The sequence below is a fragment of the Paracoccus bogoriensis genome (assembly GCF_019431455.1).
Taxonomy (GTDB): Bacteria; Pseudomonadota; Alphaproteobacteria; order Rhodobacterales; family Rhodobacteraceae; genus Paracoccus; species Paracoccus bogoriensis.
In genome coordinates this window covers 55,559-71,732 of record NZ_JAHYSR010000016.1, presented here as the reverse complement: position 1 = coordinate 71,732, position 16,174 = coordinate 55,559, and the positions used below count along the sequence as shown (strand labels likewise).

Genomic DNA, 16,174 nt, shown 5'->3' with positions numbered 1-16,174 from the left:
TCCCAGAATTCCCGCCAGTCCAGCACCCCAAAGCGCCACCCCAGCACCGTCAGCGTCCCCGCCTTCGGTGAAGCGGTGTTTACGTCCGCAGAACAACGACCGCAAGCAAAAAAAAGCGTGCCTCGGGTCAGAAACGTGCAAGCCACTGACAGAAATCATGAAATTCTGCCGCGCGCGACCACCGATGACGGCATGTCCTGGTGATCGGCGCCCTTGGTGGCACGGAATCGCGTCATCCTGATGACAAAACGGCCCGTTCGGAGGGCCTTTGATGACTCGGATCGCCCTCTCTGCCGCAGGGACTGGCAAAGAGCCCATCGATACGGCACAGCACGAAAGGAAAAGGGGCGCGGCTTTCGCCACGCCCCTTTCAGGTTCCAGATCCGGCCCGGATCAACGCTTCGAGAACTGGAAGCTGCGGCGGGCTTTGGCCTTGCCGTATTTCTTCCGCTCGACGACGCGGCTGTCGCGGGTCAGGAAACCGGCAGCCTTCAGCGCGGCGCGCAGGCTGGGCTCGTGCAGTTGCAGCGCCTGGCTGATGCCGTGCTTGACCGCACCGGCCTGGCCGGACAGACCGCCGCCCTTGACGGTGGCGTGCACATCATATTGGTTGACGACGCCCGCCACCTCGAAGGGCTGGCGGAGGATCATCTGAAGCACAGGGCGCGCAAAATACTGCGCAATGTCCTTGCCGTTCACGACGACCTTGCCCGAACCCGGCTTGACCCAGACGCGCGCGACCGCGTCCTTGCGTTTGCCGGTGGCGTAAGAGCGACCCAGCTCGTCGCGCTGCGGCTCGCGACGAATGGCGGGCTCGGCGGCGGCCGGCGTGCCCGACACGACCGATTTCAGATCGTCGAGGGTTTTGATGTCTTCGGCCATGATCATGCGCTCCGGGTGTTTTTCTTGTTCAAGACCTTGACGTCCAGAACCTCGGGCTGCTGCGCTTCATGCGGATGCTCGGCCCCGGCATAGACGCGCAGATGGGTCATCTGCTGCTTGCCCAGCTTGTTGCGGCTGATCATGCGCTCGACAGCCTTGAAGACGACGCGCTCGGGATGGGCGCCTTCCAGGATCTGGCGCGCCGTGCGGTGCTTGATGCCGCCCGGATGGCCGGTATGCCAGTAGTATTTCTTGTCGTCGCGCTTGTTGCCCGTCATCTGCACCTTGTCGGCGTTGATGACGATGACGTTGTCGCCCATGTCCATGTGCGGCGTGAATGTCGGCTTGTGCTTGCCGCGCAGGCGGCTGGCGACGATCGTGGCGAGGCGGCCCAGAACGACGCCCTCGGCGTCGATCAGGATCCACTTCTTCTCGATCTCCGCCGGTTTCGCGGTATAGGTTTTCATCTTGCGTCCCTTCAGGGTCGTGTGCATTCGAGATGCGCGTATATCCTGCACACCGCGCCACAGGTCAAGCATCGCGGACACAAAATATTCATTTATATTCAAATGTTTAAAAATTAGGTATCTGAATACCTTATTGCAAACCCCCGACATCGGGTCATTTGGGCGGAATCGAATAGGTCATCGCGCAGCGGGCCACAGGCTCGTCCGAACCCTCCGAGAAGATCAGCGCGTCGGCCACGGCCAGAACCCGACCAAGCTTCAGCAGCCGGCATTCCGCCAGCAGATCGCGGCCCGCGGCGGGCTTGCGCATGAAGTCCATATTGGCGCTTGTCGTCACCGCCAGGGCGACGGGGCCGATCCGCGACAGGATCGCGCAATAGATCGCCAGATCGGCCAGCGCGAAGATCGAGGGGCCGCTGACGGTGCCGCCCGGACGCAGATGCGCGTCCGACACGATCAGCCGCGCGATCAGGCGGTCGGGCTCGGCCGCCTCGACCCGGTAGCTGCCGGCGACCTGCGGAAAGTCGCGCGCCAGAAATTCGTTCAGCGCCTTTGCGTCCATCATCATCATGCTTTCCCCCTGGCCCTCTGACGCGTAGGCTTTCGAGAAAACAGGGAGAGATCAAGATGGCACTGCTGCTGATCCATGATGAAGGCCCGGTTGCGCGGCTGGTCCTGAACAGCCCCGACAATCACAACGCCCTGTCGCTGGAGATGATCGAGGCCCTCGACCGGGCCTTCGACCGGATTGCGGCATCTGGGGCCCGCGTGGTGATCCTGTCGGCCACCGGTCGCGCCTTCTGCGCAGGTCACGATCTGCGACAGTTGCAGGCCTTGCGGGACGGCCCCGACCCGCGGGCCGATCTGGCCGCCCTGTTTGAACGCTGCGCGGCGCTGATGCAGCGCCTGCCCGCCTTGCCGCAGCCGGTCATCGCGCAGGTGCAGGGCGTGGCGACGGCGGCGGGCTGCCAACTGGTTGCATCCTGCGATCTGGCGGTCGCCTCGGATCAAGCGCGGTTCGGCGTGAATGGCATCTCGATCGGGCTGTTCTGCTCGACCCCGGCCGTGGCGCTGGCCCGCGCCATTCCGCCCAAGGCCGCCTTCGAGATGCTGGCGACCGGCGATTTCATCCCCGCCAGCCGCGCCGCCGAGCTTGGGCTGATCAACCGCGTCACCGCCCCCGATCAGCTCGAGGCCGAAACGCTCGCGCTGGCCCGGAACATTGCGGCCAAGCCGCCCGCGGCCATGCGGCTCGGCAAGGCCGCCTTCCACCGTCAGCGGGCCGAATCCCTGGGCGAGGCTTACCGCACCGCGTCGGATGCGATATGCGCCAACATGATGCTGGAGGAGACGGTCGAAGGCATCACGGCCTTTCTCGAAAAGCGCGCGCCCCGCTGGCCATAAGCCCGGTTGTGGTGCCTTGCCACCAGGCGGCCGGTTCAAGGGGCGCCGTAGAGTTCTCCGACAAGGCGCACGAAATCCTCGCCGCGCTTCTCGAAGTTCGGATACTGGTCGAAGCTCGCCGCGGCCGGGGCCAGCAGCACGGTCTCGCCCGGCGCGGCCTCGGCATGGGCGCGAGCCAGAGCCTCGGCCAGCGTCCCAAAGATCTCATGCGGCAGCGCGCCCAGTTCCAGCGCGAAATCGCGCGCCGAATGGCCGAACAGATAGGCCTTGCTGACCCGTCCCAGATGCGGGACCAGCCCCGCTATTCCGCCCTCCTTGCCCAGCCCCCCGGCGATCCAGCGGATACGCTCGAAGGCTTGCAGTGCCTTGGCGGCGGCATCGACATTCGTGGCCTTGCTGTCGTTCACATAGCGCACGCCGCCGATCTCGGCGACAAGCTGGCTGCGATGGGGCAGGCCGCGAAAGCTGTGGAAGGCGGCCTCGATCTCGCGCGGCGACAGGCCAAGCGCGCGGCAGGCCGCATAGGCGGCGCAGGCATTCTGGTGGTTATGTGCGCCCGGCAGGCCCGAAATCGTCCTGAGGTCGATCGAGGCCGCCTGCCGCCCCTTGCGCCATTCCGACAGGAAGCCCTTGCGCGCAAAGACCGACCAGCCGAACCGGTCGAGCTTCTGCCCCGACGAAATGCGGATCACCCGGTCATCGCCCGGCCCCATCGCCAGCTGGTTGGCGATATAGCGGCCCTCGGCCTCGTCCACGCCGATCACGGCACGATCCGGCCCGCCCTCGGCAAAAAGGCGGCGCTTGGCCGCGAAATAGCCGCCGTAACCGCCATGCCGGTCCAGATGATCGGGCGAGAGATTGGTGAAGACCGCCACATCGGGCGTCAGGGCGCGCGCCAGATCGGTCTGGTAGCTGGACAATTCCAGCACCACGACTTCGCCATCCGAAGCCGGTTCCAGCGAAAGGACGCCCGTGCCGATATTGCCGCCCATCTGCACCGGGCGCCCGGCCTCGGACAGGATGTGGTGGATCAGCGCGGTCGTCGTGGATTTGCCGTTCGAGCCGGTGACGGCCACGACGCGGGGCGCGCGGTCGAATCCTTCCCATTCGGCGCTGGCATAGCTGCGAAAGAACAGGCCGATATCATTGTCCACCGGCACGCCGCGGGCATAGGCTTCGGCGATGACCGGATGGGGGCGCGGATAGAGATGCGGGATGCCCGGGCTGACGATCAGCGCCGCGACCCCCTGCCAGGATGCGTCGCGGGTCAGATCGACGATCTCGATCCCCTCGGCCAGGGCGGATTCGCGCGTGTCCTGCCCATCATCCCAGGCAACGACCCGCGCCCCCCCCGCCGCAAGCGCCGCCGCCGTGGCCCGGCCCGACCGGCCGAGGCCGAGGACCGCGATGATCTGGTTTTCAACGCCCTGGACAGGGATCATGGCAAGGCTCCTGGAGGAGAGGGCCGGGAGCTTCGCGCCCCGGACCCCCCGGGATATTTGGACCAAGGCAAAGACTAGCGCAATTTCAGGGTTGCAAGACCAATCAGCGCGAGAATCAGCGCGATGATCCAGAAGCGGATCACGATCTGTGCCTCGCCCCAGCCCTTTTTCTCGAAATGGTGGTGGATGGGCGCCATCAGGAAGACGCGCTTGCCCGTGCGCTTGAAGTAGAGAACTTGGATAATAACGCTGAGCGCCTCGACCACGAAGAGGCCGCCGACGATGGCCAGCACGATCTCGTGCTTGGTGACGACCGCGATGGCGCCGAGCGCGCCGCCCAGGGCCAGGCTGCCGGTATCGCCCATGAAGACCGCGGCCGGCGGGGCGTTATACCACAGGAAGCCCAGGCCGCCGCCGATCAGGGCCGAGACGAAGACGAGGATCTCGCCCGTGCCGGGGACGTGGTGGACGCCCAGATATTCGGTGAAATCGACCCGGCCGACCGTATAGGCGATGACGCCCAGCGTGCCCGCCGCGATCATCACCGGCATGATCGCCAGCCCGTCCAGCCCGTCGGTCAGGTTCACCGCATTGGCCGCGCCCACGATCACGATCATCGCGAAGGGCACGAAGAACCAGCCCATGTTGATCAGCACGTCCTTGAAGACCGGCAGCGCAAGCTGATTGGTCAGCGCCTGCGGATGCAGCGCCGAAGCCGCGATCGCCGCAAGCGCCGCGATGACCAGCCCGATGGCCATGCGGATGCGCGAGCTGACGCCCCTGGTGTTCTGCTTGGTGACCTTGGCGTAATCGTCGGCGAAGCCGATCCCGGCAAAGCCCGCCGTGACCAGCAGCACGATCCAGACATAGCCATTGTCCAGCCGCGCCCAGAGCAGAGTCGAGAAAAGCAGCGCCGACAGGATCAGGATGCCGCCCATCGTGGGGGTGCCGGCCTTGGCCAGATGACCCTCGGGGCCGTCATCGCGGATCGGCTGGCCCTTCTTCTGGACGCGGCGCAGGTAGTTGATCAGCGGCCCGCCGAAGAGGAAGCCGAAGAACAGTGCCGTGAAGAAGGCCGCGCCCGCGCGGAAGGTGATGTAGCGGAACAGGTTGAAGATGTCCCCGCCCTCGGAAAAGCTGCTGAGCCAGTAAAGCATCCCTTCGTCCTTATGCAGGGGCGGCTTGGGTGCGCAGGGCCTCGACCACGGCCGAGATGCGCGAGGATTTCGAGCCCTTGACCAGGACCAGATCGCCCGGCGCGACCAGCGCCGCGGCATCAGCCGCCAGTTCGGCGGCGGTCTCGGTCCAACGGCCACGGCGCGTCTCGGGCAGCGCCTCATGCAGGTGGCGCATCCGGGGTCCGGCGCAATGGACCAGCGCGATCTCGGCCATGGCCGGGTCATGCGCCAAGGCGGCGTGCATCGCGGCCTCGGCCTCGCCCAGTTCCAGCATGTCGCCCAGGATCGCCACGCGACGCGCGGCGGGCAGGCCCGCCAGCATCGCAAGGCCCGCCGCCATCGAGGCCGGATTGGCGTTGAACGCGTCGTCGATCAGGCGGATCGCGCCCAGATCCTCGACCGCGCCGCGGCCTTTCGGGGGCTGCCAGTCACCCATCGCGCGGGCGGCCTGGGTCAGATCGGCGCCCGCCGCCGACAGGGCGGCCAGGACGCCGACCGCGTTCATCGCGAAATGGCGCCCGGTGGTGCGCAGACCGAAGATCGCCGTCTCGCCCAGGATGCGGGCATGGCAGATCAGGCCGGTCCCGGAGACCTCGACCTTCAGCGGGCGGGCCATGCCGTCGCGGCCAAAGCCCACCACCACCGCGCCCGCCGCATCGGCGCAGTCGCGCAGGATCTGCGTCACCGGCAGATCCTCGGGCAGGATCGCGGTGCCTACGGGTTCCAGCCCCTGGTAGATCGAACCCTTTTCGCGCGCGATGCCTTCGATGGCACCGAAGGCCTCCAGATGGGCGGCGCCGACCGTGGTGATCAGCGCGACATGCGGGCGGGCCATGCGCGACAGGGGCGCGATCTCGCCGGGATGGTTCATACCGATCTCGATGATGGCGAAATCGGTGTCGGCGGGCATCCGCGCCAGCGTCAGCGGCACGCCCCAATGGTTGTTGTAGCTGGCCTCGGCGGCATGGATCACGCCCTGCCCCGCCAGCGCCACGCGCGCCATCTCCTTGGTCGAGGTCTTGCCGACCGAGCCGGTAATCGCGATGACGCGGCCTGTTGTGCGGGCGCGGCCCGCGCGGGCCAAAGCCTCGAGCCCGCGCAGCACGTCATCCACAATCAGCAGCGGCGCGTCGGGTGCCACGCCCTCGGGGATTCGGCTGACCAGCGCGGCGGCGGCGCCCTTCTCCAGCGCCTGCGCGACGAAATCATGGCCGTCACGCGCGGCTTGCAGGGCCACGAACAGATCGCCCGGCGCGATGCTGCGCGTGTCGATGGACACGCCCGAGGCGGCCCAGTCACCCTGCGCCCGCCCGCCCGTTGCGGCGGCGGCCTCGTCGGCGGTCCAGAGCGCGGTCATATCGTGCCGTCCAGTGCCGCGACCGCGACCGAGGCCTGTTCGGCGTCGTCGAAGGGATAGACATCGTTGCCGATGATCTGGCCGGTTTCGTGCCCCTTGCCCGCGATCAAGAGCGCGTCGCCGGGCAATAGCGCATCGACGCCGCGCAGGATCGCCTCGGCGCGGTCGGGGACTTCGCTGGCCTCGGGGCCCGCGCCCTCAAGGACGGCCGCGCGGATCGCGGCGGGATCCTCGTGGCGGGGGTTGTCGTCGGTCACGATCACCTTGTCGGCGTGAAGCCGCGCGGCCTCGCCCATCAGCGGGCGCTTGCCCCGGTCGCGGTCCCCGCCCGCGCCGATCACGCAGATGATCCGACCCATCACATGCGGGCGCAGCGATTGCAGCGCCGCCACGACCGCGCCGGGCTTGTGGGCGTAATCGACGAAGACCGCCGCGCCATTGGCGCGCTGCGCGACAAGCTGCATCCGCCCGCGCACCGTGGTCAACTGTGGCAGGACGCGCAGGATGTCCTCGGCCGAACAGCCCGTGGCAAGGCAAAGCCCAACAGCCACCAGCACGTTTTCCGCCTGAAAGCCGCCGATCAGCGGCAGGCGCACAAGCTGCGGCTGCCCCATGATCGAAAAGCGCAGATCCTGCCCCGTCGCGTCGAAACGCTGATCGAGAATGCGCAGCATCGCGCCCTCGCCCCGGCCCACGCTGGTCAGCGCAAGCCCGCGATCGGTGGCGATATCGGCCATCTGCCGCCCGCGCGGGCTGTCGATGTTGATGACGGCCGAGGCGCCCTCGTCCAGGATATGATTGAACAGCAGCGCCTTGGCCGCGAAGTATTCGTCAAAACCCGCGTGATAATCCAGATGATCCTGGCTGAGATTGGTAAAGGCCGCCGCCTGAACCCGGACCCCGTCAAGACGGCGCTGGTCCAGCCCGTGGCTCGAGGCCTCCATCGCGGCATGGGTGATGCCCGCGCGGGTCGCATCGGCCAGAACCTGATGCAGCGTCAGGGGATCGGGCGTGGTATGGGCCAGCTTGGCGTGGAAATCGCCCTCGACCCCCATCGTGCCAAGGCTGATCGCCTTCAGGCCCAGAAGCTGCCAGATCTGGCGGGCGAAGCTGGCCACGCTGGTCTTGCCGCTGGTGCCGGTCACGGCCACGACATGGGGGGGCTGGTCACGGAACCACAGCGAGGCCGCCCCGGCCAGGGCCGCGCGCGAATCCTCGGCCAGGACCAGCGCGCCGGTCCAGCCCTCCAGCACGTCGCGGGCGATCTCGGCGCCGGCGCGGTCGGTCAGGACGGCGGCGGCCTGCTGACGGATCGCGTATTGGATGAACTCGGCCCCGTGCATGGCCGATCCGGGCAGGGCGGCGAACAGATGGCCCGGACGGACCGCGCGGCTGTCCAGCGAAAGGCCGGTGATCACCGGATCCTGCCCATCCCTCGACCGCAGCCCCAGCTGCGACAGCATCACCTTGCCTTCAGTCACCGAAACACCCGTCATTGATTTGCGACGAGCCTTACCCCAGCCTCTTCGCCGGGTTCAACACGCGGCGCGAAGCGGGGCGCGATCGTCGGCAGCTTTTCGTCGGTTTTCGGCTCCAGCCCCAGCAGGGGGCCGATGCGGCGGATCACCTCGGCGGCGACCGGAACGGCGGTCGTGCCCGCCGTGCGTGTCTCGATGCCGTTGGCATTGCGGGTCGAGGGCTCGTCCAGCGCCACGATCAGCACATATTTCGGGTCCGAGGCCGGAAAGACCGCCGCAAAGGTCGCGATGACCTTGTTCTTGTAATAACCGCCCGTCGCGCGGGGCTTGTCGGCGGTGCCGGTCTTGCCCGCGACCTCGTAGCCTGGAACCTCGGCGCCGCGCGCCGTGCCGCGGGTGACGACCTGGCGCAGCATATCGACAGCCATTGCGGCGGCGCGCGGCGACAGGATCTGTTCGCCCTCGGGGCGCTGGCGGCCATGGATCAGGGTGGGCGTGACACGCTTGCCGCCATTGGCGATCGTGCCATAGGCGGCGGCCAGGTGCAGAGGGCTGGCAGCAAGGCCGTGCCCGAAGCTGACCGTCGCCGCCGTCACAGCAGGCCAGCGTTGCGGGACCAGCGGCTGGCCCGTCGGCGCCTCGACCATCTCGACGCTGGTCGGCTCGAACAGGCCCAACTTGCGCAGGAAGTCGCGCTGACGCTCGACCCCGATCATCTGGGCGATCCGCACCGTGGCCACGTTCGACGACTTCACGATCACGTCCGTCACGCTGAGTTCGCGGCCATAATTGTGGAAATCGTTGATCAGGAATCGCCCGATCCGCATGGGCGCGGCGGCGCTGATTCCGGTCGAGGGGTTCACAAGGCCCAGATCCAGCGCCTGCGCGACCGGAAAGATCTTGAAGGTCGAGCCCAGCTCGTATTGCCCCTGCACGGCGCGGTTGAAGAGCGGGCTATCCGAAGGCTCTCCGGTCAGCAGCGGACGCGGGCGGTCATTGGGGTCGAAATCGGGCAGGCTGGCCATGGCGATGATCTCGCCGGTTCTGACCTCCATCAGGATGCCGGTCGCGCCGACGGCGTTCATCACGCGCATCCCTGTCGCCAGCACGTCTTCCATCGCCTGCTGCACGGTCAGGTCGATGGACAGGGCAAGGGGCGCGCCCTCGTTGGCCGGGTCGCGCAGCCAGGCGTCAAAGGCCTTCTCGACGCCCGCGATGCCGATCACCTCGGCGCTGTTGACGCCCTCATTGCCGAAACCGGACCCGCCCAGGATATGCGCGGCCACATCCCCATTGGGATAGACACGCATCTCGCGCGGGCCGAACAGCAAGCCTGGCTCGCCCAGATCATGGACGGCCTGCATCTGTTCGGGACTGATCTTGCGCTTGATCCACATGAAGCGCCGGTCGCCGGTAAAGTCGCGGATCAGCCTCTCTTCGTCCAGGTCAGGAAAGATGCGCTTGAGCCCGCGCGCCGCGCCGACCGGATCGACCATCTGATGAGGATGGGCATAGACCGAATGGGTCAGCAGATTCGTGGCCAGCACCCGGCCCCGCCGGTCGGTGATGTCGGCACGCTGCGACATGATCTGCGCCGACAGAACCTGCGCGCCCGGCTCGGCCGGCTCGCTTGCGGCCAGCGCGCCCATTCGCACGCCGACCGTGGCGAATGCCATCGCGAACAGGCCCGCCATCAGCACCAGCCGCCCTTCGGCGCGGCGATGGGCGCGGGCCTCGATCTCCTCGTGACGGCGGCGGCGGTTCTCGGCCTCGATGTCATCAGGATTCTCGCCGCGCTCACGCGCGCGAAGAATGCGGGCCAGGGGGCGCAAGGGCGTGCGGATCATGGCTGGAGCTCCGTGGCGGAATCTTCGTCCTGGGCTGCGACTTCGGGCGGGGGCGGGGGCTTGGGATAGTCGATGTGACCCAGATCCAGCATCTGCCCCGATTCGATCGGCAGCAAGGGCAGCCGCTCGAAATTCAGATCGACCAGTTCGCGCAGCCGTTCGGGCCGGTTCAGATAGGCCCATTCCGCGCGCAGGATGCCCAGCTCGTCGCGCAGCTGCGCGATCTCGCGGCGGACCTGCTGCATCTCGGCCATGGCGGCCTGGGTCGAGTAATTCTCGCGATAGGCCCAGAAGGCGAGGCCCATCACCACCAGCACGCAGGCCAGATAGGTCAGGGACCGCATCAGCGCCTCCCCGGCAGGCTGGGCATGGCCAGCGCGCGGGCATCGACGCTGCCTGCGGGCGCATCGGTCCGCACCGCCACCCGCAACAGGGCCGAGCGGGCGCGGGGATTGACGGCCAGCTCATCGTCGTCGGGGCCGATGGCGCGGCGGAAGGGCAGCGTAAAGGCCGCCTCCTGCGCGGCCTGGACCGGCGCATAGCGGTTGCCGCCCCCGCCCGTATCGGCCCGCGCCTGCATGAAGCGCTTGACGATCCGGTCCTCCAGCGAATGGAAGCTGACCACGGCCAGCTTGCCGCCCGGGCGCAGCGCGCGTTCGGCGGCCGAGAGGCCCGCGACAAGCTGGCCGAATTCATCATTCACCCAGATGCGGATCGCCTGAAAGCTACGGGTGGCGGGATGGCTCTGGCCCGGCTTGGGCCGTGGCAGGCAGCCCGCCACGATCTCGGCCAGTTCGCCGGTGCGGCTCAGAGGCCGCGCCGCCACGATGGCGCGCGCGATGCGGCGCGCGGCGCGCTCCTCGCCGTAATGATAAAGCACATCCGCGATCACCGATTCCTCGGCGCTGTTCAGCAGATCCGCGGCCGAGGGGATCTCGCCCCCCATCCGCATGTCCAGCGGCCCGTCGCGCAGGAAGGAAAAGCCGCGCTCGGCCTGATCAAGCTGCATCGAACTGACGCCCAGATCCAGGACCACGCCGTCCAGCGGCTCGGCCGCAAGGATGTCCAGATCGGAAAACGTGCCCTCGACCAGACGCAGCCTTTCGCCTAGCGGCGAAGCCCAATCCGCCGCCATCGCAAAGACCGACGGGTCGCGGTCGATGCCGATGACGCGCGCCGCGCCCGCCTGAAGCAGGCCGCGCGCATAGCCGCCAGCGCCAAAGGTGCCATCGGCCCAGACCCCCGAGACGGGCGCCACCGCCCTGAGAAGCGGCTTCAGCAGGACGGGGATATGGGGATCGGCCATGGGCTTACCCCTTGTCGGCTTGCTGCAGGAAGACGCGCGGGTCGAATTCCGGGCCGTGACTTTCGGCAAAGGCTTCCAGCGCCTGCACGTCCTTGGGACGCTCGTCGGGGTGATAGACCTGCACATAGTCGCCGCGCGATTCGAAAACAGTCTCGGTTCCTTCGGTGAAACCCAGTTTTTCGCGCAGTTTCAGCGGCAGGACCAGACGCCCCTCGCGGTCGATCTCCAGATCGGTGGACTGGCCGTTCATCAGCAGTTCAAGCCAGCGGCGTTCCTGGCTGCCACGCGGCAGGCGGTCGATCTGTTCGTCGATGGCCTCTATCGCCTCGATGGAATAAAGCTCGATCCAGTTCCACCATTCGGGGCCATAGACGGCGACAAGCTGGGTGCGCCCGGTGGCCGAGGCCGCAAAGCCAGGATCACCCGCATCGAACACGCGCCGCAGGCGGGCGGGAATCGACATGCGACCCTTGCCATCGACCTTGACATGTTCGGTGCCCCTGAACTTCCGCGCCACCCTGGCCGCCCCTTGCTGTCCGCTCTTTCGCACCCCGAAAGAGAAAGGGCGGATCGGGCCGCTGCCACTGCCCGATCCGCCGCCCTCGTTCCCGTTACCGGGCCCCTTTGCGGGGTTGGTCGCCCACCCTGACGCGCGCCACCCTGGGGGAGGTGCTGCTCGCACGCGCGGGCGGATCTATGTTGGAAAACGGATGCCTGTATGAAGTCTGCTTTGCCATGCCGAGGTCTTCCGCCTCGTTGGTCACTGCCCGTTTTCGTGATCTCGTTGTGACATGGGATTTCATGGGAAGCAACGGGTTTCTTCGCCCTCTGGATGAGCCGCGCTTTCCGCGTCGCTTCGTCACCGGACTGATCTTTGGCAGGACGATGCGTCAAACGGATCAATTTCTAGCGGCGCGATCCCCCGAAGACACCAGATACAGGGCATCTGGCAGGGCGAAACCATCCAGCGTCACTGATGCAGACGCGCCACGCTTTTGGCAAGGTCAAGAAGATTGAGCGCCTTTCCGCTCAGAAAGATTCGCAAGGCTCACGACAAAGATCACGGCGAATCACGCCATCGAGAGCGTGAACGCCCGCTATTCCCCATGTTTTTCCGCCATTCCCGGATATTCCCGCCCTGACTCGGGTTCTCAGGCCATCCCGCCCGCGACCAGCCGGTCTGCCAACCGCGCAAAGGCTGCCGCCGCCACGCCCTCGCCCAAGGCGATCGGCGTGCCGTTGTCCCCTGCAAGCCGCACCTCAAGTTCCAGCGGCAGCGCGCCGAGAAAGGGCAGGCCCAAAGCCTCCGCTTCGGCGGCGACGCCGCCATGGCCGAAGATATGCGCCTCGTGGCCGCATTTCGGACAGACATAGCTGGACATGTTCTCGACGAGGCCCAGAACCGGGGTCTTGAGCTTTCCGAACATGTCGATGGCACGCCGCGCGTCCAGAAGCGCCACATCCTGCGGGGTCGAAACGATGATCGCGCCCGTCACCGGCGCCTTCTGGCACAGCGACAACTGCACATCGCCCGTGCCCGGCGGCAGGTCGATCAGCAGCACGTCCAGTTCGCCCCAGTTGACCTGCTGCAACATCTGCTGCATGGCGCCCATCAGCATCGGACCGCGCCAGACGACAGCCTCACCCTCTTTCAGCATCAGGCCAATGGACATGAGCGTAACCCCATGGGCGCGCAGGGGCTCGATCCGCTGGCCGTCCGGGCTGGCGGGCCGGCCCGTCACCCCCATCATGCGCGGCTGCGAAGGACCGTAGATATCCGCATCCAGCAGCCCGACCCGGCGTCCGGCCCTGGCCAGTGCCACCGCAAGATTCGACGAAACCGTGGACTTGCCCACCCCGCCCTTGCCCGAGCCGATGGCCAGGATATGCCGAACGCCCGGGATTGCCTGCGGACCTGCCTGGGGGCGCGGATGCCCCCCCAGCTTCAATGACGGCGCAGGCGCGGCGGGCGCTGTCGTCACGATCTGCACCTGACGGATGCCCGGCAGACGCAACAGTCGCGCACGGGCTTCGGCCTCGACCCCCGCAAGAGCGCGAGCGGCCGCGGCATCCGGAACCTCCAGAACGAATCGGATCAGCCCGTCTTCGATGGTCAGGGCTCGCAGGATATCGGCCTGACCCAGCACCCCACCCTGCGGCAGAGCGATGTCTGCGATTTCCCCAAGGACAATTTCGCGCGTGATCGACATGTGACGGTTCCGTGATGGATGGAGATCACAGCATGACCCAAGCCCGCGCCAGCCTCAATGCCCCCTGCGACATGCTGTCAAACACCCCTGCAAACGCCTTCAATCCTTGGGTTTTCGCCCACGCAGCGTTACCGTTAACGAATGTGTTGCTTCAATTTTATGTCATGCTTTCAGAGCGAAAAACGGTATTAGGTCAGTCCAAGTCATGCATTTGCCGCATGGCAGCATTCGCAAACCGTCCATTGTGCAGACGCAGCAAAATGGGCATCTTGGGTTCAAGAAAGGCGCCGGGCCAATCCGGGACCGGCGCAGACGACGCGAAAGGAAACGAAAATGGCTGTTATCGCCCAGGCTCAACAAACCGCCGCCGCTTCTGGCCTGCGGGCCCGCCTGCTGACCGCGATCCAGCGCATGCAGGAAACCCGCGCCCGTCGCGCCGTTTACCGGCAGACGGTCCGCGAACTCAACGCCCTGACGACCCGTGATCTGGACGATCTGGGCATCAGCCGCTCGATGATCACCCGTCTGGCCCACGAAGCGGCCTGGGGCGACGCGAAGTAAGAATTCCCTTTCCGCCCCTCCTCCTCCCTGGGCGGACTGGCGGCATCCCTCTCCTCCTCCCCGGGATGCCGCCCCTGGACAGCGCTGGAACCGATCTTCCTCCCTCGGGTTCTGGCGTCAGGCGGCGGCCCCTGATCTCCTCCCCACGGGGTCGCCGCAAAAGAACATAGCCGCCCCATTTGCGGCATCCGGATGCGCCGAGGCCCTCCTCCTCCCTGATCTTCGGCGCGCGGTTTTGGCCTCTCCTCCTCCCTGGCCGGAACCGCACCTCTGCGCGGCCCTCCCTCCTCCCTGGGCCAGCGTTCGGCGGCGATCCTTCCTCCTCCCTGGATCGTCGCCCCCCTCATAGCCGCCCCATCTGCGGCAAACCGATGCGCGGGGGTTCCCTCCTCCCTCCTCCCGAACCCTCTGCGCGCGCGGTCCTGGCCCTCCTCCTCCCTGGCCTGACCGCACCCCAAACGCGGCCCCTCCCTCCTCCCTGGGCCGGCGTTCAGCGGCGGCACCCCACCTCCTCCCTGGGTGCCGCCGCGTCCTCTTCGGGAAACCCGCGACCGCCGACATGCATTGTCCCTGCTGAACAGGCCGGAGGCATCATGCTGCGCGTGGGAACGACCGTCGAATGGAACTGGGGCAACGGCAAGGGACGCGGCAAGATCGCCCAGATCTTCCGCAAGGATGTCACCCGCACGATCAAGGGCAGCAGCGTCAGCCGCAAGGCCAGCGCCGACGATCCTGCCTATCTGATCCGGCAGGATGACGGGGGCGAGGTGCTCAAGTCCCGGTCGGAGCTAAGCCGCGCCGATTAGGCTTTCCGGCCCGCCCGCGACGCGCTACAGGGTGCCATGCTCAGCTATCAGCACGCCTATCACGCCGGGAACCTGGCCGACCTGCACAAACACGCGCTGCTGGCCACCGCGCTGGATTACCTGACGCGCAAGGACAAGCCCCTCAGCTATCTGGAAACCCATGCCGGGCGCGGCCTCTATCGGCTGGACAGCCCCGAGGCGCAGCGCACCGGCGAGGCAAAGGCCGGCATCGACCGCGCCCTGTCCGAAAGGTGGCTGCCCGAAACCCATCCGCTGATGACGGCGCTGACGGCGATCCGCGCCAGCCGGGGGCCGCGCGCCTATCCCGGATCGCCGCTGATCGCGGCGCATTTCCTGCGCCCGGAAGACCGCACCCATCTGGCCGAACTGCACCCCGCCGAACACGAGGCCCTGCGCCAGGTCGCGGGATGGGCCAGCCTCTACCGTCAGGACGGGTTCGCCATGGCGCAGGCCGTCTGTCCACCCACGCCCCGGCGCGGAATGCTGCTGATCGACCCCAGCTACGAGGTCAAGACCGACTATGCCACCATCCCCCGCCATGTCGGGCAGATCGCGCGCAAATGGAATGTCGGCGTCATCGCGCTCTGGTATCCAATCCTGGCCGACCAGCGCCACCGCCCGATGATCCGGGCGCTGACCGCCGACCATCCCGGCGCGCTGGTCTCGGAACTGGGCTTTCCGGCCCTGCGGCCCGGCCACGGGATGATCGGGTCGGGCATGTTCGTGCTGAACCCGCCCTTCGGGCTGGAGGACGAGGCCGCGCGCCTCTCGGCGATTTTCGCCGCGCGGCTCTGACCGGGGATTCCCCGCCCGGTTGCGCTGTGGCATAGTCGGATCGGCCTCATCAGGACGACGCCCATGACCCAACGCCTCTCGATCGGCACCACCGTCTTTATCGTGCTGACGGCGGCGCTCGGCCTCTATTTCGCCTTTGCGGCGGTGCAGGGCCCGTCAGGGCTGTTGCGTCGCATCCAGATCGAAGCCGAAATGGCCGAACTGGAGGCACAGCGCGATGCCCTGCGGGCCGAGGTCTCGCAAATGCAGAACCTGACCCGCCGCCTGTCGAACGAATATCTCGATCTTGACCTTCTGGACGAACGCGCCCGCGACGTGCTGGGCGTGATCCGCGCGGACGAGGTGATCCTGCGCTGATTCTCGCCACCGGTGGGTCCGGCCTCTGGCATTGCGCGGGCCAAGGCGATGCGCTACGGATAG

At 67.1% G+C, this 16,174-nt stretch carries 18 protein-coding genes; 6 read left to right on the top strand and 12 right to left on the bottom strand.

What is annotated here, in order from left to right; genetic code table 11:
* Window positions 1-204 (top strand): hypothetical protein (locus tag KY389_RS09550; protein ID WP_219830694.1); only part of this gene is annotated, 204 nt, incomplete at its 5' end.
* 189 nt (window positions 205-393) lie between these two features.
* On the opposite strand, the gene rpsI is transcribed toward KY389_RS09550, so the two are convergent.
* From rpsI to KY389_RS09535, 3 genes are all read right to left on the bottom strand, one after another.
* Window positions 394-882, bottom strand: a complete 489-nt coding sequence (rpsI, locus tag KY389_RS09545) for a 30S ribosomal protein S9 (RefSeq protein WP_219830693.1) — start codon at window positions 880-882, stop codon at window positions 394-396.
* Between the two features lie 2 nt (window positions 883-884).
* The gene (rplM, locus tag KY389_RS09540) at window positions 885-1,349 is read right to left on the bottom strand and encodes a 50S ribosomal protein L13 (protein WP_219830692.1); all 465 of its coding nucleotides are present in this window, start codon (window positions 1,347-1,349) and stop codon (window positions 885-887) included.
* Between the two features lie 154 nt (window positions 1,350-1,503).
* Window positions 1,504-1,911 (bottom strand): PaaI family thioesterase, encoded by a 408-nt coding sequence (locus KY389_RS09535; protein ID WP_219830700.1) that lies wholly within the window; start codon window positions 1,909-1,911, stop codon window positions 1,504-1,506.
* Window positions 1,912-1,976: 65 nt separating this feature from the next.
* Here KY389_RS09535 and KY389_RS09530 point away from each other — a divergent pair, with 65 nt between their 5' ends.
* Entirely contained in the window at window positions 1,977-2,753 is a 777-nt protein-coding gene (locus tag KY389_RS09530) for an enoyl-CoA hydratase (protein ID WP_219830691.1), read from the top strand.
* A gap of 35 nt (window positions 2,754-2,788) precedes the next feature.
* Here KY389_RS09530 and murD read toward each other — a convergent pair whose 3' ends face one another.
* The 9 genes from murD to KY389_RS09485 all read right to left on the bottom strand — a co-directional run bounded on the left by murD (window position 2,789) and on the right by KY389_RS09485 (window position 13,571).
* A complete protein-coding gene (gene murD, locus KY389_RS09525; RefSeq protein WP_219830690.1) occupies window positions 2,789-4,195 on the bottom strand; it encodes a UDP-N-acetylmuramoyl-L-alanine--D-glutamate ligase in 1,407 nt (468 codons plus the stop codon).
* 74 nt (window positions 4,196-4,269) lie between these two features.
* Window positions 4,270-5,352, bottom strand: coding sequence for a phospho-N-acetylmuramoyl-pentapeptide-transferase (gene mraY, locus KY389_RS09520; protein WP_219830689.1), 1,083 nt, complete (start codon window positions 5,350-5,352; stop codon window positions 4,270-4,272).
* A 10-nt stretch (window positions 5,353-5,362) separates the two neighbouring features.
* Window positions 5,363-6,730: a UDP-N-acetylmuramoyl-tripeptide--D-alanyl-D-alanine ligase gene (locus tag KY389_RS09515; protein WP_219830688.1), complete on the bottom strand. Its 1,368-nt coding sequence runs from the start codon at window positions 6,728-6,730 to the stop codon at window positions 5,363-5,365.
* Complete coding sequence (locus KY389_RS09510) at window positions 6,727-8,193, bottom strand: UDP-N-acetylmuramoyl-L-alanyl-D-glutamate--2,6-diaminopimelate ligase (protein WP_425517176.1); 1,467 nt, start codon at window positions 8,191-8,193, stop codon at window positions 6,727-6,729. The genes KY389_RS09515 and KY389_RS09510 overlap by 4 nt, the downstream gene beginning before the upstream one ends.
* A gap of 29 nt (window positions 8,194-8,222) precedes the next feature.
* Complete coding sequence (locus KY389_RS09505) at window positions 8,223-10,055, bottom strand: peptidoglycan D,D-transpeptidase FtsI family protein (protein WP_219830686.1); 1,833 nt, start codon at window positions 10,053-10,055, stop codon at window positions 8,223-8,225.
* On the bottom strand, window positions 10,052-10,399 hold the full coding sequence (gene ftsL / locus KY389_RS09500) for a cell division protein FtsL (RefSeq protein WP_219830685.1): 348 nt from the start codon (window positions 10,397-10,399) through the stop codon (window positions 10,052-10,054). The genes KY389_RS09505 and ftsL overlap by 4 nt, the downstream gene beginning before the upstream one ends.
* Window positions 10,399-11,361, bottom strand: coding sequence for a 16S rRNA (cytosine(1402)-N(4))-methyltransferase RsmH (gene rsmH, locus KY389_RS09495; protein WP_219830684.1), 963 nt, complete (start codon window positions 11,359-11,361; stop codon window positions 10,399-10,401). Before rsmH ends, ftsL begins: the two co-directional genes overlap by 1 nt.
* A 4-nt stretch (window positions 11,362-11,365) precedes the next feature.
* Window positions 11,366-11,878 (bottom strand): division/cell wall cluster transcriptional repressor MraZ, encoded by a 513-nt coding sequence (locus KY389_RS09490; RefSeq protein ID WP_219830683.1) that lies wholly within the window; start codon window positions 11,876-11,878, stop codon window positions 11,366-11,368.
* A gap of 634 nt (window positions 11,879-12,512) precedes the next feature.
* Complete coding sequence (locus tag KY389_RS09485; RefSeq protein ID WP_219830682.1) at window positions 12,513-13,571, bottom strand: Mrp/NBP35 family ATP-binding protein; 1,059 nt, start codon at window positions 13,569-13,571, stop codon at window positions 12,513-12,515.
* Window positions 13,572-13,904: 333 nt separating this feature from the next.
* Between KY389_RS09485 and KY389_RS09480 the strand changes: the two genes are divergently transcribed.
* The 4 genes from KY389_RS09480 (at window position 13,905) to KY389_RS09465 (ending at window position 16,111) form a co-directional block, all read left to right on the top strand.
* Window positions 13,905-14,132, top strand: coding sequence for a DUF1127 domain-containing protein (locus tag KY389_RS09480; protein WP_219830681.1), 228 nt, complete (start codon window positions 13,905-13,907; stop codon window positions 14,130-14,132).
* 593 nt (window positions 14,133-14,725) lie between these two features.
* On the top strand, window positions 14,726-14,938 hold the full coding sequence (locus KY389_RS09475) for a hypervirulence associated TUDOR domain-containing protein (protein ID WP_219830680.1): 213 nt from the start codon (window positions 14,726-14,728) through the stop codon (window positions 14,936-14,938).
* A 36-nt stretch (window positions 14,939-14,974) separates the two neighbouring features.
* The gene (locus KY389_RS09470) at window positions 14,975-15,754 is read left to right on the top strand and encodes a 23S rRNA (adenine(2030)-N(6))-methyltransferase RlmJ (protein ID WP_219830679.1); all 780 of its coding nucleotides are present in this window, start codon (window positions 14,975-14,977) and stop codon (window positions 15,752-15,754) included.
* A 63-nt stretch (window positions 15,755-15,817) separates the two neighbouring features.
* Window positions 15,818-16,111, top strand: a complete 294-nt coding sequence (locus KY389_RS09465) for an FtsB family cell division protein (protein WP_219830678.1) — start codon at window positions 15,818-15,820, stop codon at window positions 16,109-16,111.
* Window positions 16,112-16,174 lie beyond the last annotated feature (63 nt).

What these genes read in the sequence shown, in the direction of transcription:
- rpsI (WP_219830693.1), bottom strand. Translation starts at nt 882, where the DNA reads ATGGCCGAAGACATCAAAACCCTCGACGATCTGAAATCGGTCGTGTCG.
- mraY (WP_219830689.1), bottom strand. Translation starts at nt 5,352, where the DNA reads ATGCTTTACTGGCTCAGCAGCTTTTCCGAGGGCGGGGACATCTTCAAC.
- KY389_RS09530 (WP_219830691.1), top strand. Translation starts at nt 1,977, where the DNA reads ATGGCACTGCTGCTGATCCATGATGAAGGCCCGGTTGCGCGGCTGGTC.
- KY389_RS09470 (WP_219830679.1), top strand. Translation starts at nt 14,975, where the DNA reads ATGCTCAGCTATCAGCACGCCTATCACGCCGGGAACCTGGCCGACCTG.
- KY389_RS09465 (WP_219830678.1), top strand. Translation starts at nt 15,818, where the DNA reads ATGACCCAACGCCTCTCGATCGGCACCACCGTCTTTATCGTGCTGACG.
- murD (WP_219830690.1), bottom strand. Translation starts at nt 4,195, where the DNA reads ATGATCCCTGTCCAGGGCGTTGAAAACCAGATCATCGCGGTCCTCGGC.
- KY389_RS09480 (WP_219830681.1), top strand. Translation starts at nt 13,905, where the DNA reads ATGGCTGTTATCGCCCAGGCTCAACAAACCGCCGCCGCTTCTGGCCTG.
- rsmH (WP_219830684.1), bottom strand. Translation starts at nt 11,361, where the DNA reads ATGGCCGATCCCCATATCCCCGTCCTGCTGAAGCCGCTTCTCAGGGCG.
- KY389_RS09475 (WP_219830680.1), top strand. Translation starts at nt 14,726, where the DNA reads ATGCTGCGCGTGGGAACGACCGTCGAATGGAACTGGGGCAACGGCAAG.
- KY389_RS09485 (WP_219830682.1), bottom strand. Translation starts at nt 13,571, where the DNA reads ATGTCGATCACGCGCGAAATTGTCCTTGGGGAAATCGCAGACATCGCT.
- KY389_RS09510 (WP_425517176.1), bottom strand. Translation starts at nt 8,193, where the DNA reads ATGCTGTCGCAGCTGGGGCTGCGGTCGAGGGATGGGCAGGATCCGGTG.
- rplM (WP_219830692.1), bottom strand. Translation starts at nt 1,349, where the DNA reads ATGAAAACCTATACCGCGAAACCGGCGGAGATCGAGAAGAAGTGGATC.
- KY389_RS09535 (WP_219830700.1), bottom strand. Translation starts at nt 1,911, where the DNA reads ATGGACGCAAAGGCGCTGAACGAATTTCTGGCGCGCGACTTTCCGCAG.
- ftsL (WP_219830685.1), bottom strand. Translation starts at nt 10,399, where the DNA reads ATGCGGTCCCTGACCTATCTGGCCTGCGTGCTGGTGGTGATGGGCCTC.
- KY389_RS09505 (WP_219830686.1), bottom strand. Translation starts at nt 10,055, where the DNA reads ATGATCCGCACGCCCTTGCGCCCCCTGGCCCGCATTCTTCGCGCGCGT.
- KY389_RS09515 (WP_219830688.1), bottom strand. Translation starts at nt 6,730, where the DNA reads ATGACCGCGCTCTGGACCGCCGACGAGGCCGCCGCCGCAACGGGCGGG.